The organism is Clostridium sp. KNHs205, from assembly GCF_000702945.1.
Lineage (GTDB): Bacteria > Bacillota > Clostridia > Lachnospirales > Lachnospiraceae > Anaerocolumna.
Genome location: NZ_JNLE01000003.1, coordinates 336,702 through 352,088 on the forward strand (window position 1 = coordinate 336,702; position 15,387 = coordinate 352,088).

Annotated in this window: 15 protein-coding genes and 1 other annotated feature; of the genes, 4 read left to right on the forward strand and 11 right to left on the reverse strand. The window is 38.0% G+C overall.

The features are described from left to right. Positions 1–25 precede the first annotated feature (25 nt). From BR73_RS0101485 to BR73_RS28580, 6 genes are all read right to left on the reverse strand, one after another. A complete protein-coding gene (locus BR73_RS0101485; RefSeq protein ID WP_033164106.1) occupies positions 26–1,336 on the reverse strand; it encodes a CCA tRNA nucleotidyltransferase in 1,311 nt (436 codons plus the stop codon). Between the two features lie 72 nt (positions 1,337–1,408). After that, entirely contained in the window at positions 1,409–2,290 is an 882-nt protein-coding gene (locus BR73_RS27010; RefSeq protein ID WP_051684897.1) for a type II CAAX endopeptidase family protein, read from the reverse strand. A 51-nt stretch (positions 2,291–2,341) separates the two neighbouring features. Then, positions 2,342–2,527 (reverse strand): hypothetical protein, encoded by a 186-nt coding sequence (locus BR73_RS0101495; RefSeq protein WP_033164107.1) that lies wholly within the window; start codon positions 2,525–2,527, stop codon positions 2,342–2,344. Positions 2,528–2,567: 40 nt separating this feature from the next. Then, positions 2,568–3,407: an NAD(+) diphosphatase gene (nudC, locus tag BR73_RS0101500; RefSeq protein ID WP_033164108.1), complete on the reverse strand. Its 840-nt coding sequence runs from the start codon at positions 3,405–3,407 to the stop codon at positions 2,568–2,570. A 197-nt stretch (positions 3,408–3,604) separates the two neighbouring features. Continuing rightward, positions 3,605–5,806 carry a peptidase domain-containing ABC transporter gene (locus tag BR73_RS0101505; protein ID WP_033164109.1) on the reverse strand — a complete coding sequence of 734 codons (2,202 nt, stop codon included), beginning with the start codon at positions 5,804–5,806 and terminating at the stop codon, positions 3,605–3,607. 112 nt (positions 5,807–5,918) lie between these two features. Continuing rightward, complete coding sequence (locus BR73_RS28580) at positions 5,919–6,068, reverse strand: hypothetical protein (RefSeq protein ID WP_156034567.1); 150 nt, start codon at positions 6,066–6,068, stop codon at positions 5,919–5,921. 125 nt (positions 6,069–6,193) lie between these two features. On the opposite strand from BR73_RS28580, the gene BR73_RS0101510 reads away from it, so the two are divergent. After that, on the forward strand, positions 6,194–7,513 hold the full coding sequence (locus tag BR73_RS0101510) for a sensor histidine kinase (protein WP_033164110.1): 1,320 nt from the start codon (positions 6,194–6,196) through the stop codon (positions 7,511–7,513). On the opposite strand, the gene BR73_RS0101515 is transcribed toward BR73_RS0101510, so the two are convergent. Further along, positions 7,510–8,265, reverse strand: a complete 756-nt coding sequence (locus BR73_RS0101515) for a LytTR family DNA-binding domain-containing protein (protein WP_033164111.1) — start codon at positions 8,263–8,265, stop codon at positions 7,510–7,512. The genes BR73_RS0101510 and BR73_RS0101515 overlap by 4 nt on opposite strands. Before the next feature lie 244 nt (positions 8,266–8,509). Between BR73_RS0101515 and BR73_RS0101520 the strand changes: the two genes are divergently transcribed. Further along, positions 8,510–8,956, forward strand: coding sequence for a MarR family transcriptional regulator (locus BR73_RS0101520; protein ID WP_033164112.1), 447 nt, complete (start codon positions 8,510–8,512; stop codon positions 8,954–8,956). 148 nt (positions 8,957–9,104) lie between these two features. After that, positions 9,105–9,707 carry a nitroreductase family protein gene (locus BR73_RS0101525; protein ID WP_033164113.1) on the forward strand — a complete coding sequence of 201 codons (603 nt, stop codon included), beginning with the start codon at positions 9,105–9,107 and terminating at the stop codon, positions 9,705–9,707. A 327-nt stretch (positions 9,708–10,034) separates the two neighbouring features. On the opposite strand, the gene proS is transcribed toward BR73_RS0101525, so the two are convergent. From proS to BR73_RS0101540, 3 genes are all read right to left on the reverse strand, one after another. Beyond that, a complete protein-coding gene (gene proS / locus BR73_RS0101530; RefSeq protein ID WP_033164114.1) occupies positions 10,035–11,468 on the reverse strand; it encodes a proline--tRNA ligase in 1,434 nt (477 codons plus the stop codon). 98 nt (positions 11,469–11,566) lie between these two features. Next, positions 11,567–11,768 (reverse strand) — a binding site (T-box leader). A 128-nt stretch (positions 11,769–11,896) separates the two neighbouring features. Next, positions 11,897–12,943, reverse strand: coding sequence for an AI-2E family transporter (locus BR73_RS0101535; RefSeq protein WP_033164115.1), 1,047 nt, complete (start codon positions 12,941–12,943; stop codon positions 11,897–11,899). Between the two features lie 151 nt (positions 12,944–13,094). Further along, on the reverse strand, positions 13,095–13,910 hold the full coding sequence (locus tag BR73_RS0101540) for a cytidylate kinase family protein (RefSeq protein WP_033164116.1): 816 nt from the start codon (positions 13,908–13,910) through the stop codon (positions 13,095–13,097). 208 nt (positions 13,911–14,118) lie between these two features. Here BR73_RS0101540 and BR73_RS0101545 point away from each other — a divergent pair, with 208 nt between their 5' ends. Continuing rightward, positions 14,119–14,583 carry a cupin domain-containing protein gene (locus BR73_RS0101545; protein ID WP_033164117.1) on the forward strand — a complete coding sequence of 155 codons (465 nt, stop codon included), beginning with the start codon at positions 14,119–14,121 and terminating at the stop codon, positions 14,581–14,583. Positions 14,584–14,697: 114 nt separating this feature from the next. Here BR73_RS0101545 and BR73_RS0101550 read toward each other — a convergent pair whose 3' ends face one another. Then, a complete protein-coding gene (locus tag BR73_RS0101550) occupies positions 14,698–15,216 on the reverse strand; it encodes a nitroreductase family protein (RefSeq protein WP_033164118.1) in 519 nt (172 codons plus the stop codon). Between the last annotated feature and the right edge of the window lie 171 nt (positions 15,217–15,387).

Genomic DNA, 15,387 nt, shown 5'->3' on the forward strand with positions numbered 1-15,387 from the left:
ATCTTGGAAGTTTTATGAGTAATTTTTATGACCTTTTTAAAAATATCTCTTCAGCCATCAGGCTTAATTTTTCTTTCGTATTTAACTCCGGTTCCTTCAGAACAGATACTAGCAATTCTCCCAGAACCTGTCCCATGATTTTACCTGGTTTAAATCCAAGTTCTATAAGATCCTTTCCATTAATCATCAGTTCCTTTAATTCAACACATTCTTTTTTTGAAAGGATATCATGGTATAACTCTCTGGCTGTATTTAAGTCTTCCCCTTTCCCCCCGGAAATACTACCTCTCTCCGTAAGAATACACGCTTCTTTAACAAAGAACAGCATATCCATCAAGTCTTTACCAATGGCATTTACTGCCTTTCTCATTTCCCAGGGTGTAAGCAGGAACTCATAATCACACCAGGTTAACAGCCGGTATACATAGTCAATGGTTTCATTGTCAAATTTTAGCCTTCTAAGTACTTCCCTGCCTTCTTCCGGTTTAAGACCCTGTAACAATAAGGCCCAGGAAAGAATACTTGACTCTTTTTCTTTTCCCCTGACGGATGACAGCACCTGCTCTCTAAGTAACCTTATGCTTCGTAGGGAAAATGCTCCATAAGGCTCCTTCTGCTCCCGTAAGTTATGAGGTCGTGTCATAAGCACATTGAATTCCGGCAGGATTATTGCTGTAATTCCCAGTTCCCAGGCAGTCAGGAGCCTGTCCGGATTAGGTGATAACAGCAGCTTATTAAGCTCTGTCCTAATTCGTTCAGCACTTATATTTTTAAGATTTTCTGCCTTTATCTCCGCTGCACTAAGAGTTCCTTTATCTATTTCAAAACCCAACTGCGCAGAAAAGCGAACCGCCCTGAGTATCCTTAAGGCATCCTCCTCAAAACGCATTTCGGCACTGCCTACACAGCGAATCCTCTGCTCCTCCAGATCTTTTAGCCCTTCAAATATATCGACAAGACCACTGTCTTCGTTATAAGCCATGGCATTTATGGTAAAATCCCTTCTCATAAGATCTTCTGTGAGATAAGGTGTATAAGTAACCTCCCTTGGATGTCTGTTATCTTCATATTCTCCGTCAATACGGTAAGTTGTAACCTCATAACCGTTCTTATCAAGCATAACGGTAACCGTTCCATGTATGATACCCGTATCTATTGTCCGCTTAAAAATCCCCTTAACCTGTAGGGGGCTTGCAGAGGTGGTTATATCCCAGTCCTCCGGCTCTCTGCCAAGTATTACATCCCTCACGCATCCGCCTACTGCATAGGCCTCATAACCATTCTTCTGCAATTCCTTTATTATATAATCCACATCTTTTGGCAGCTGTATCCTCATAAAAAAATCCTTCCTGACATTCTCTCTTTATTATAGCCGATGTCAGGAAGGATAACAAATTTTTTTTAAGGTTTAATTATCATCATAGGAATCAATTAAATATACAGGTTCTTCCTCTTTGATGCTTTTTATTAATTTACCTGCATATACCAGGCTGGCAGTTACTGCTGCTCCGGTAACAAGGAAAAGGATACTTACTGCAATGTAATTATTAAGTATTTGCTCCGGTAATATATAATCCAAAGTCATACCGGCGATATTCACGGTCATATGCAGTAAAATAGCACCAATAAGTGAGTATGCCCGGCGAATCAACCCAAAACTAAGCCCCATTGCAAAAGCATATATTCCTTGTATCAGATTCATATGGTATATGCCGAACAGCAGCGCCTGAACAAAATTTGCAGCCAGGAAGGGCATATATTTTCTTGCTTTATTAAAGGTAACTCCTCTGAATATAAGTTCTTCTGCAATTGGTGCTACCAACCCTACATAAAGAAAGGATATAAAGGTATTACCCATCCCAAGGCTCTCTATTAATTCACCGTAACCATCAAACCAATCGGGTCTGAGGTTTGATATTACTGTAAGTATAATAGAAAGGGAAATCTGTATACATACTCCCAGTATAAGAATCAGAACGATTCCTTTTGCATTGAGCTTATTAGCCTTGACCAAAATATCCCCTGATTTCTTCTGTTTCTTAAGCCAGATACTAAAAACGACGATGTCAACAATTCCTATAGCTGCCGATATTCCCAAAAGTATTTGAGGATTTAGCGCTCCATTGGCAATATCCTGTATATTGTTTATATCCAGCGTACCCTGTGCTGACATCTGAATTCCCATCACAACACCATATATAATCATTCCCCAAAAGGCTCCTACAATCTGCAAGGCCAGTGCCAGCAAAAAGGGGAAGGTAATGGTCAGATAATTACCTGTCTTCTTCATGTTTACCTCTTTCTCAATATCAGATTTTGAGTGATATTCCTGTAAAATGTGTTATCTATGGGTAGGTTTTTTTAGTAATAAGAAAGCTGCTATAAGAAAAAAGCTGAATGAAATTATATATCTTACAAATCCACCCTTCCACAGATTTAATAACCCAAATACTATATATACACCAGCGATTACCAAATGGGTATACTTCCAATTTTTTATTTTGTCTAACATTTCAATAAATCCCATATCATATCTCCTGACAATATAGATTTATATCAATAATCTCTTACTGCTTATGTTGATCTCTGTACCAGCGTATCAATTTACCTGCCACGCTATCGGTTGAGGGTATATCCGGTAAATTATCGGCATTATACCAGCCTGCAGCAGTAATCTCCTCATTATCCACCGTAATATCTCCGCTTTCATATTCCGCTGTAAAAGCTGTCATAAGAGCATCCGGAAAAGGCCATGGCTGACTTCTGAAATAGCGTACATTTTTGACCTTAATGCCTACTTCTTCCTGTATTTCCCGTTCTACGGTCTGTTCAAGGGTCTCACCAGGTTCTACATATCCAGCAATCAGACTGTATCTGCCTTCTTTAAAATTACGGTTATGTGCCAGCAATATCTGATCCCCTTTAAAGATTGCAGTAATAACTGCCGGTGATATTCTCGGGTAAACGATATTTTTGCAAATAGGACAGGTTCTCGCCCGTTCTCCTTCCTTCCTGATCATCTTATTGCCGCAGCGTCCACAGTATTGATTTATCCTGTTCCAGTGTAAGATATGATTCGCGGTTCCTGCCAGGATAAATAATTCAGGATCACCGGAGCGTTCTGTTAATTCCATCAGATCAATGGATATAATATCACCATTATCCTCCGGCATTTCCGTAAGACCAAGACAATAGCATTCATGACTATCATATTTTCCAAGATATTCAGCTTCTTCATAATCTGTGATAAGCTTATCTAAATCTATCTTTTCAGGTATTAATACCTTTTCCCCGGTCTTCTTAACCAGCATTCTTTTTCCTGCTAACACCAATATCCATGCCTTATCCAGAGAAGTATCTGTGGGGTTAAAAGCAGGTATAAATTTCTGTTCGTCTCTATTGCTCATTATGATTCATCTCTTTCTTCTTAATTGTGTGCCTGTTATTAGAGTATAACATATTTTACCCAGTATATATAGAAGTTGTAACAGGTTTTATGCCTTTTCTATCTTAAAGTACAAACACAGGTACTTTTAAGTAAAAAAGGCATAAATAATATTTCTATATTTAGGTATCGGTATATTACAGATATAATAACAGCTGCTTATCCTGCCTGCTGTCTCCATAATACTGCATATTGTCCTTCTCTATCAATTAATGTCTGATGATTTCCATATTCAATAATTTTTCCTTTCTCCATTACATAAATACGGTCACATCTTCTAATGGTGCTTAATCTATGAGCAATAATAATAGTTGTCATACCTTTACTGTATTCCTCAATGGTATTTTCTATTGCCCATTCTGTCATGGAATCCAGATTACTGGTGGCTTCGTCAAGAATCAGGATATCCGGCTTTCTTAATATAGCCCTGGCAATAGCTAACCGCTGTCTCTGACCGCCGGAAAGGTTAGATCCATTCTCCTCCAGCCTAGTATTATACTGAAAAGGAAGTTCACTGATAAATTCATGTGCCTGTGCCTTTTTAGCTGCTTCCATTACTTCTTCCGGAGTGATATCTTCTGATCCCATCGTCAGATTGTCCATAACACTGCCACTGAACAGAAAGGTTTCCTGAGGTATATAAGCAATACGATTACGTAGTGCTTCAATCTGAATATCTTTTATATTATAACCGTCTATCAATATCTCTCCAGACTCCGGGCTATAAAGGTTTAATAATAATTTTGAGAGGGTTGTTTTACCGGAACCGCTTCCTCCAACCAAAGCTATCTTCTCACCCTGTCTTATATGTATGTTAACTCCTTCCAAAACTGGCTTTCTGGTTCCATATCGAAAGGTAATATTCTTAAATTGTATATCTCCTTTAAGATTTTGGAGATTTGTTTTGTTATCTTCCACATCGCTTTTTTCATATTCCAGGTCAAGTATCTCACCTAACCGTTCTGCTGCAACAATCGCCATTTGCATTTGTGGTTGAAGATTAATCAGGTTCTTCATTGGTTCAAGGAAATATGCCAGCAGAAAGTTAAAAGTAATTAACTGTCCGGCAGAGATATTTCCTTTTATTACATTATAAGCCCCAACCCACAGAATGACAATGCCGCCTGTTAATTCGGTAAAACTTACCAGGGAGCCCTGGAGATTACTCACCCAGCCGAGTTTAAAAACACTTTTAAGGAGTTTTGTAAATTTTCTCTCTGTCTCAAGATCAAGTTTACTCTCGGCATTGTAAGCTTTTACTGTCTGTATACCGTTTAAGGATTCGACCATGTAGGAGGTCAGCTGTGCACTGTCTTCCATCTGGGTCTGGTTTAATTTCTTATACCATTTATTAAAACTCCATACTATAAAGAAGTATAAGACTACAACAACTGCAGTTACACCAAACATTTGGGCATTTTGCAGGTACAAAATAATACCGCCGGCTATTGCCATCAGTGTATCTATCATAATGGTCAGTGTCGCACCTGATATGGCATCCCTGACCTTGGAAGCATCATTAAAACGAGAGATAATCTCTCCTACTTTTCTGTTGTCAAAAAAGTTCATCGGCAATTTGAGCACATGCCTGTAATAACCAAGCAGCAAGGCTATATCCAGTTTCTGGCTTAAATACATCATCATGTGAGATCGTAAAGCGGATAATATTACTTTAAATAAATTCAGAAAAATTACACCTAAAGAAAGCCTGTGAAGTGTTTTTAATAACCCCGATGGAAGCACTTCATCGATCAGTATTTTAAAATAAAAAGAAACAAGTATACCAAATGCAGTTATAAACAGGGAGGCTGTAAATACCTGCAACAGTAATTGTTTCTGTGGTAGAAACAGAGAAAAGAACCGTTTAAACAACCCCTTCGTCTCATCACCTTTTTCAAAGGCGGCCCCCGGTACCAATAGGATAAGAATTCCTGTCCACCTGTAAGCGGAGGAGTTTCCAATCCCATTCCCCTCTAACGGTATTTCTCCGAGGAACTCGTCGGGAGATAGCTTAATGATTCCTTTCCCTGGATCTGCTATAGTAATTTGTTTGGCAGTGATTTTATGTATTACTACATAGTGGAGCAAAGCTCCATCAGCAACTACATGTGCAATACAAGGTAAAGGAAACTCAGAGTAAAGTGAATTTCTGTCCCCTTTTACACCTTTTGCCGTAAAGCCTAGTTGCTTGGCTGCCTTTATCATGCCGTAAGCATTGGTTCCATGCCTGTCTGTTCCTGCAACTTCTCTTATCTTTGATATGGAGGTCTTAAATCCATATTGTCTTGAAATAGTCGCAAGGCAAGCTGCTCCGCAATCGGTTATGTCATGTTGTTTGACACAGTAGTATTTATCAACCATTTTTTTACCTCATTCAGCTATGGCTTAAAATATTATTCTACTTTTATGAGTACTATGGAACCTGCTTTTTTCATTTGTACAGAGGATTTTCAACAGATGGATATTTTTTTACTTATGCCTTTACAATTCCTATGAATTTGTCATAAAGTTTTGTTATAATATCATTAAATATTGATAAACCGCCATCTACTTCCTCAAGTTCTGCCTGGTTTAATTCTTCCATTTTGCTATTTGAATATAAAGCTTGATTTGTGTTATCCATATTATCTGACCTCCTTTGTAAGGAATTTATCATTATTTGGAGAAATATACAATATAGATGTGCTATTTGGTAGATTGGACGTGCTATTTGGTTAAAAAATAATACTTTTACTGGGAGAGAATACGATGAGAGAATTTACACTTACCTTTATAATAGATTTGGTAAATAATTTACTTCCTTTTTTAATCTTAGACATATTCAGCAATCATATATTAATACATAAATATTCTGATAAGTATCATGGCAAAAGACTGTTTTATTTAATACCGGTTCAAATATTATTAGGCGCAGCGGTACAAAATGTTGTTTTATTTACCATCCTGCTCTTATTAAGTTACTATTTGTATGTACTATTTTTATATAAAGTCACCTTACGAAGTAGTGTGGCTTATGTTTTAAGATTTTTCCTGTTTTATTACGGGACTCTGGCCGCCTTTTATTTCATACTATCTTATATAATTGATTTCATACCTAACTCTACTTCCCTGTTAAGCAATCATTTTTACATCTATCTAAAGGGGATTTTATTAAATGCAGTTATTTATATTCTCTCCAGTTTTTATTTAAACAGGCGGCGGCTGAAAGGACAAACTATTAACAACCCTTATAAAAGAAGTATATATTTTATAATGGCCTTAATTATATTTGTATTGGGTTGTTTCATTATCTTCCTCTACACCCTGGATGCCTCTAAGAAAACCATGGAAAACATTGTTATGATTATATTTTTAATCAATACACTAATGATTATAATGATACTTTCTATCTATGAGAAAATTATTGATTTTCTTCAGGATGCCGCAAGGCGTCAGATACAACAGCAAAAATATGAGATTACACAGAGTTATTATGATGAGCTCTCTGAAAAATCCAAGCAGCTATCATCACTCAGACATGATTTTAAGAATCATCTGGGTGTTATTGCCGGACGCCTGGAACAAAAGGATTATTCCAATGCTCTTGATTATCTTACCCATATAACATCACAGATTCAATCCGCTGGTGATCTTGTTATCACAAACAACACGACTGTTTCTGCCATACTTCAATCTAAAAAATCAGAATGTGAAAGAAAATGTATTACCTTTAGCTATACAGCTGCCTTTGAAAAAATACACAAATTATCAGACATCCAAATAACGATAATATTAGGAAATATACTGGATAATGCAATTGAGGCTCTGGAAACGGATGAAATATTAAATAAATACCTTACTTTATCCATTTCACAGATTAATACCTACCTTGCTATTCAGTGTGAGAACCCGTATCTTATTGAACCCCAGGAAAAGAACGGATACCTGCTTACTACGAAAGAGGAGAAAGAATTTCATGGAATAGGACTTAAAAATATAGCAGAAATCTGTGATGCTCACAGCGGAGAAATACATTACAGCTTTGAAAATTCGGTATTTACCATTCGAATCCTGCTTCCGAACTATTAAATTGCCTGCTGGTTTAATTTATCGTATATTCGGGACATAAAGCGTTCCTTAAGCTCCTTATAATATTTTCTGCTGACAGGTACCTCCATGTAGTCTGCCAATACTACCATGTTCTTGCCGACCTCCAGAATCCTGTCAAAATTAACGATATACCCCTGATGCACATAAAAGAATTTATTAACATCCAGTCTCTCATATATTTGAGATAACGTCTCATAGCAGGCATACTCATTATCTGTAGTGTGTATAATGCTGGTATTGCGTTTCTTTTCAATATATTTTATTTTAGATATCTCTATATGGACTTCGTTGTTCTTTATTTTTACTTCCAGGTATCTTTTTCTGGCACTGATTTTATCTCTCATAAAATCTATGGAAGCCGTAGCTATACCCATGACTTTCTTAAGCTTTATATAATCCACCGGTTTCACAAGATAATTCAGTGCATTGACTTCAAATGCACCTAAGGCATAGTTTTCAAAACTTGTGGCAAAAATAATTATTACATTCTCATCTGCTTTCCTTATGCTTGCAGCCGTTTCAAGTCCGGTAAGGCCATTCATCTCCACATCTAGTATCAGAATATGGTATACCGCTGTTTCATAATCTTTAAGCAAATCCTCTCCCCTGCTGAATCTGCATAACTCAAGTTTATTTCCACTTTCATTTTCATAAGCTTTCAAAAGATTGCACAGTTCTTCCTGGTAATAACTTTCATCGTCACATACTGCAATCCTGTAATGATTAGACATATTCTCTCCCCTTTAATTTTGATTGCTATCTTAATTTTGATTGTTATTTTAATTTTACTCAGCTTAACTTGATTTATCAACTATTATGTGCTGTTTGGCGTTAAGGACGTGGTAATCAGTTAATAAAATGGGAAGAAACGGTGAAAACTGTTTTACAGGTATCATTTCACCTAGTTAAATTATATTTTAAAAAATTTAATTTTACCCTATTGACATTATTACTAGTTAGTAGTATATTATAGCCATGGAAAATAAATTACAAATTAATCCACAAACAGATTTAAACATACACACCCTGAGGGCATTAAGCAGATGCAGTCAGTCAATCCACAAGCAGGAGCTTACAGTAATTAAGAGCAGCGGACTCACAGCCTCACAGTTTGAAGTTCTGGAAGTACTGTTTCATCTCGGTGATCTTAGAATTAGCGATATCATTGAGAAGATACTTGCTACCGGTGGCAATATGACTGTGGTCATTGATAACCTGGCCAAGGATGGACTGGTACAGCAGTGTACGGATCTACAGGATAAGAGAGTTAAGCTTATCCGGATTACAGAAAAGGGGAAAGCCTTAATGGAGGATTTATTACCCCGACACTTAGAAAGTATAAATGCAATATTTCAGGTACTTACGGAAGAAGAAAAGCTTTACCTTAGTAAGCTCTTAAATAAACTTACACCTGTGCCATAGGTACACCTTTAACAGTGATAGTACGAACTAATACTATCAGGAAAGACCCTTATTTCTGAAAACTATTCAGAATACTTCTAAAGCAAGCACATACAGGGTATATTAAGAACATCTAAAATAAAATATTATGTATTCAGGAGGATCCACCATGAAGAATTTCAACGAAGCAATCGCAGACAGAAGAACCGTATACGCCTTTAGCAAAGAATCACCTGTTTCTGATGATAAAATCAAAGATCTTGTAGAGCACGCAGTAAAGCATTCTCCCTCTGCCTTTAATTCACAAAGCGGTAAAGTTGTATTATTATTCGGTAAGGAACATGATAAACTTTGGGATATTACACTGGAAGCATTAAGAAAGGTAGTTCCTGCAGACAGCTTTGCACCTACAGAAGAAAAAATCGCATCCTTTAAAGCAGGCCATGGTACAGTATTATTTTTTGATGACAATGGTATCGTTGAATATCTGCAGAAGGAATATTCTCTTTATAAAGATAACTTCCCGGTATGGGCACAACAATCCAGCGGTATGCTTCAGCTGATAGTATGGACCGGCTTGGAAAACGAAGGTCTTGGTGCTTCTCTTCAGCATTACAATGAGCTTATAGAAGCAGAGGTAAAAAAAGCCTGGAATGTGCCGGAGTCTTATAAGCTGATTGCTCAGATGCCTTTTGGCAAACCCACTGCAGCACCTGGTGAGAAGGCATTTACTCCTTTGGAAGACCGCATTAGTGTATTTGGAATAGCATAAAGATCAGCAATAACGAAAGGGAGTAACGGTTTTCAGCTATTTTAAGTGAATGATTTTTATAACATATAATTTTGTGTAATTTAAGAATTTGAGTAATTTAAGAAAGATATAAAGCCGTTATAAACTTTCGATTGTATAAAGGAACAGAAAAGGCCCACCCCCTCAGGTTCTGACTGTTCCATTGATAAGGAGGCAGGATAAACCTGACCTCCTTATCTAAAGTTATAACCTGAAAATAATAAAACAAGGTTAACAGATACTATTCTCCTGATAACCTTGTTTTTTATTATACTATAAACTGTAATGCCTTTCTTACGTCAATTCTAATTAATATGCTTTCCCCCAGTACACCATTGACTTTGCTTTCTTGCCACAGCATACACAGGTATCAGCTATTTCTTCCTGTTTAAAAGGCATACATCTGGAAGTAGCACCTGTCTCTTCTTTAATGGTATCCTCACAGGCTTTATCTCCGCACCACATTGCCTTTATGAACCCGGGCTTTGTAGCTACCACCTCTTTAAACTCTTCGAACTCAGTTGCCTGATAGGTATGGGCATCTCTGTGTTCTCTGGCTCTTTCAAGCATTTCCTTCTGGATTACATCAAGCACCTTCTCAACCTCATTCTCAAGGTTATCAAGAGCTACAACGATTTTTTCTCTGGTATCACGGCGTACGATAACTGCCTGATTCTCCTCGATATCCTTAGGTCCGATCTCTATACGGATAGGGATTCCTCTCATCTCCTGCTCACTGAATTTCCAGCCGGGACTCTTATCTGTATCATCAACCTTTACGCGGAAAGCACCAAGGCGTCCTTTCAGTTCAGCTGCTTTTTCAAGGACACCCTCTTTATGCTGCGCAATGGGAACGATCATTACCTGAACAGGTGCAACTCTGGGCGGAAGAACAAGACCGCTGTTATCTCCATGAACCATGATAACCGCACCAATCAGTCTGGTGGTCATACCCCAGGAGGTCTGATGCACATACTGAAGCTTGTTGTCTTTATCGGTATATTGAATATCAAAAGCATGTGCAAATCCATCTCCAAAGTTATGGCTGGTTCCGGATTGAAGTGCCTTGCCATCATGCATTAAAGCTTCAATGGTATAGGTATCCTTTGCACCTGCGAATTTCTCTTTATCTGTCTTCTTTCCTCTGACCATGGGAATGGCCAGGACCTCTTCACAGAAGTCTGCATAGAGATTTAACATCTGTATGGTCCTCTCCTCAGCTTCCTCTGCTGTAGCATGAGCCGTATGCCCCTCCTGCCACAAGAATTCCACTGAACGCAGGAAAGGTCTTGTGGTTTTCTCCCAACGTACAACAGAACACCACTGGTTATATACCTTTGGCAGATCCCTGTAGGACTGAATAATATTGGAGTAATGATCACAGAAAAGTGTCTCGGAAGTAGGTCTTACGCACATTCTCTCCTGCAAAGGTTCCAGACCTCCGTGTGTAACCCAGGCAACCTCCGGTGCAAAGCCCTCAACATGATCCTTCTCTTTCTGCAGCAGACTCTCGGGAATAAACATAGGCATATAAACATTCTCTACCCCTGTCTCCTTAAATCTACTGTCCAGCTCCTTCTGAATGTTCTCCCAGATGGCATAGCCGCCGGGTCTTAAAATCATACATCCTCTTACACTGGAATAATCGATTAATTCTGCTTTCTTAACTACATCTGTGTACCACTGGGCAAAATCCTCTTCCATGGAGGTTATTGCTTCAACCAGTTTCTTTTCCTTCGCCATAGCGATTTCTCCTTTCAGAACAATTGTTTATAAACTAACGTTTATAAGGAGGAGACATATTTACTCTGCAAAAAAGCAATAAAAAAAGTCCTTCCTCCACAAGGGACCGAAAGACCTCGGCGGTACCACCCTAATTAACTGTAAACAGTTCACTTTAACACCGCTAACGCCGGTTCTACGCCGTATTTTCATACAGTGCTCCAAGGTAGGTTCTATAAAGTTATCCTGAGAATCTCACACCAAGCTATTCTCTCTCTGGGAGGATAACATCTATATACTATTCCTCTTCATTGCTTTGTATTATGATTTTATGCCACCTCACAGCCTTTGTCAACTTCTTTTTTCAGCTTTAAAGCATTCCCCTCTTTGATTCAACATTACATAAGATATTCCATAAATACCTCATCACCGATTACTATCAATACCCCTTAACTTAACCGGTTCTGTGCTTCCTTAACCACTGTAATGATTATTACCAGACCTACAGGTCCAAGAATAAATCCGGGTATGCCAAATATTTTGAGCCCTGCATACATGGCCATCATAGTATACACAGGTTTAATTCCAATACTGTTTCCCAGCAATTTAGGCTCCACCGTCTGACGCAGGACCTGACAGCTTACATAAGCTGTCAGCAGCACTGCCGCAGTTAAAAAGTCTTGCTGAAATAAGCTGATAACAGTCCAGGGTATCAGGATCATTCCGCTGCCCAGGATAGGGAAAGCATCCACTACACCTATTCCTATTCCTACGAGCAATGCATATTTATTTCCAATGAGCAGCATAGCAGCCGTACTTACGATGGAAATTAAGAGCATCATAATTCCCTGGGTCTTTAAGTAAGCAACTCCCATACCTGAAAGTTTTGAAGTTACCAGGTGAATCTCATTGTAATAAGCAGAACTCCTTATTCCGCTTTTATATTTATCCTCATCTTTGATTAAAAGCAGGATGCTTACTATCATAATTAATAAAATTCCCACAAAACCTGCTATTCCAATAAGAAGATTGATACTTCTGGTAGTTATGACAGGCATAATTTTATTTTTTATAATTACTAGCACTCCATCGAAATTAGTATATATAAAGTTCTGAACTGTCCCTAATTTGATTCCGAAAAATTTATCACATCCCCTGCAAAAGTCGTCTAAATATCCGGAAAGTATCGCTAAATAGATAGGGAAATTCTTAAGCAACGCGACAAACTGTTTAATCAGTATATCACACAGATAGAATAAACCCATGCCGCCAAGTGCACCCAACAGGCTTAAGGAAAGAATCCCGCCAAGAAGTTTTGGAAGTCTGGTTTTACGGTTTAAAAATTTTACGAAAGGCAGCAGACCTGATGCTACCAGATAAGCCAGAATAAATGGCGCAAAGAGAGGCAGCACATACTCAAGACCGATATAAACACCAAACACTGTAAGTATGATTATAATGGACATTTTCACCTTGCTGTTGTTTAGAATTTCCATAAAAACCTCCCTTCTTTCCTTAACCGAATTGGATATAGTTTAGATATGAATAAAAAAACAGATAATAAAACAAAGATTTCTTTGTTTTATTATCTGCTGAAATTAAGTTTGTATGTTAGGTTATTATTGCATCAATTTCAAAAGAATGGGTTTAATTACATTCCAACTCAGTAATTAAAAATGGCAGGCCTGCTTCTATCGCAGCTTTTACAGTATCTTCATCGGAAAGCAAGGTATACTCACCCTTTTCTTTCCTTGCGTTAACTTTAATATCCGGTACTTCCTTTAATTTAGAAAATTCCGCGATCTTGTCCTTTAAAGAGGTTAATTCTTCCTTGGTTACCTTATCCTTATAGAGAGATTTTGGAGAAAGCAGAATTCTGGTAGTCTTAACACATTGGCCGTTGTTATCTGCCATCAGCGCATAATAATTTTTGGCTTCCTTCATTATTATAGAAGCAATAAGCTCCGGTGAGGAATAGGTACTTTCTATAACAAGATTATAATTTGAATAATTGAAATATTCCAGATTATAAATGTCTTTATAGCGCAGGTTCTCTGTCTGGGCTCTCTCAAACAGTTTCTCTTTTGCTTCCTCTAAAGTGGCGTACTGTTCTTCCTTCCCTCTATTATCATGCATAACTCTCTCTGCCGCTATATTTAAGTCTACTGCCAGAAATACCTTAAAAGATTTTTCCACAAAGTGCCAGGCCAGCCTGGAATCGAATATAATGTTCTTATCCGGATTCTCTCTGGATATTGCAGCAGTTGCATCATCTATCATGTTGTCATACTTATGGTCACTGCACATTAACTGGTTCATCTCTAGGGTCGTCATGTTCATCTGTCTCGCCAGTTCTCTTTGAACCTTCCCTGTGGAATAAATCTCAAAACCGAACTTGTCCTCCAATATCTTGCAGATTGTGGATTTTCCGCTCCCAAGATTTCCTGTTATCGTGATATGCATAGTGTCCTCCTAATCGTTAACAAAACATTTATAAAAATTTGTGGTTATCATTATAACACGGTATGTCACGCAAGTAAAGGCTCTGTTAAGAACACCACAAAAATAAGAATAAATAATTATAAATGATCTGTCCATTGTCCATAAGGCCATGATAAATATAGAATAAATAATATCACAATAACAACCCAAGTGCTGAAAGAGAGGTACAATGAACAGAATCACTAACATCAACAACATCTCAAAAGATTTTATAGACGACCCGGAATTTGAATCACCAATGAAAACCCTCTGGTTAGGACATGCCGCAGGCTGTGAAAAAATATATGTTAACATGGATTTTGTAAAGCCAGGCGGAATAAGTGTGAAATATCATTCCCATTCAAGGCAGGAAGAATTTTTCATGATTATGAGCGGAACCGGTATTTTACGAATGAATGATACAGAAACAGTTGTAGGAGCCGGTGATATAATAGCAAAACCTGCCGGCAAGGATAATTGTCATCAATTTCTTAATAAGGGCAACGAAATACTTCAAATACTTGATATAGGAACAATAGAACCAGATGATGAGGTAACCTATCCGGATGAAAATGTAATTTATATCAAAAATAAGAACAAGGTCTTCTCGCTTAATGATTCCATTAAGGGCTGGACCTCTGATCCTAATCTCTAAAACTTAACGGGTATATGGATACCATATAGTCTCCATATACCCGTTTTATATGCTGGAATCAAACTTATTTCATAAAATTTCAATATAATAATTCCTATGCTTAAAAATTATTCTCTAGAATTGCTCTCTTCTAATCTTAGCAATAGGCAGCTTCTCCTCCTGGTGAGGAGCTTTTGCTTCCGCCGGGTATCCAAGTGCAATAACACACTCCACACCATAACCTTCCGGTATCTTTAGCAACTCTTTTATATAGTCCTCTGCTATAACGCCTTCTTCTCTGCTTCGATTTCTTATCTGTACCCAACAGGAGCCAAGCCCCTTTGCATGAGCTTCAAGCTGCAGGATAGCTGCCAGAATAGAAGCATCCTCAACCCATACGTCCGAAAGCGCAGTATCAGCTGTTATCACCACTGCCGTATCCGCTCCTCCAATAAGAGCTGACTGAGCGCCTCTGCAGCGGCCTAGAGAACTTAAGGTATCCTTGTCTCTTACCACTACAAGTTCCCAGGGCCGGATGCTTCGGGAAGATGGTGCCATCAAGGCACCTTTTAATATTTCCTCTAATACTGCTTCCTCAATAGTCTTATCCGTAAATTTTCTGATGCTTCGTCTTGATTTCAAAATATCATACATAGTTAATGCCCTTCCTACCTCAGTCTTGTCAGAGATACTGCCATATATTAAAAAGATGCAATAGTATCTGTTGGTGGCAGCATTTTCATATTAATTTCTTCCACTGTAACCCCAATTAGCACTCTGGTATGCTCCAATCCTAAGAGGATAACCTATGCATCCTCAATCTGC

Excerpts from the sequence above, each read along its gene's own strand:
- BR73_RS0101485 (WP_033164106.1), bottom strand. The coding sequence starts at position 1,336 with ATGAGGATACAGCTGCCAAAAGATGTGGATTATATAATAAAGGAATTG.
- BR73_RS27010 (WP_051684897.1), bottom strand. The coding sequence starts at position 2,290 with ATGAAGAAGACAGGTAATTATCTGACCATTACCTTCCCCTTTTTGCTG.
- BR73_RS0101495 (WP_033164107.1), bottom strand. The coding sequence starts at position 2,527 with ATGGGATTTATTGAAATGTTAGACAAAATAAAAAATTGGAAGTATACC.
- nudC (WP_033164108.1), bottom strand. The coding sequence starts at position 3,407 with ATGAGCAATAGAGACGAACAGAAATTTATACCTGCTTTTAACCCCACA.
- BR73_RS0101505 (WP_033164109.1), bottom strand. The coding sequence starts at position 5,806 with ATGGTTGATAAATACTACTGTGTCAAACAACATGACATAACCGATTGC.
- BR73_RS28580 (WP_156034567.1), bottom strand. The coding sequence starts at position 6,068 with ATGGATAACACAAATCAAGCTTTATATTCAAATAGCAAAATGGAAGAA.
- BR73_RS0101510 (WP_033164110.1), top strand. The coding sequence starts at position 6,194 with ATGAGAGAATTTACACTTACCTTTATAATAGATTTGGTAAATAATTTA.
- BR73_RS0101515 (WP_033164111.1), bottom strand. The coding sequence starts at position 8,265 with ATGTCTAATCATTACAGGATTGCAGTATGTGACGATGAAAGTTATTAC.
- BR73_RS0101520 (WP_033164112.1), top strand. The coding sequence starts at position 8,510 with ATGGAAAATAAATTACAAATTAATCCACAAACAGATTTAAACATACAC.
- BR73_RS0101525 (WP_033164113.1), top strand. The coding sequence starts at position 9,105 with ATGAAGAATTTCAACGAAGCAATCGCAGACAGAAGAACCGTATACGCC.
- proS (WP_033164114.1), bottom strand. The coding sequence starts at position 11,468 with ATGGCGAAGGAAAAGAAACTGGTTGAAGCAATAACCTCCATGGAAGAG.
- BR73_RS0101535 (WP_033164115.1), bottom strand. The coding sequence starts at position 12,943 with ATGGAAATTCTAAACAACAGCAAGGTGAAAATGTCCATTATAATCATA.
- BR73_RS0101540 (WP_033164116.1), bottom strand. The coding sequence starts at position 13,910 with ATGCATATCACGATAACAGGAAATCTTGGGAGCGGAAAATCCACAATC.
- BR73_RS0101545 (WP_033164117.1), top strand. The coding sequence starts at position 14,119 with ATGAACAGAATCACTAACATCAACAACATCTCAAAAGATTTTATAGAC.
- BR73_RS0101550 (WP_033164118.1), bottom strand. The coding sequence starts at position 15,216 with ATGTATGATATTTTGAAATCAAGACGAAGCATCAGAAAATTTACGGAT.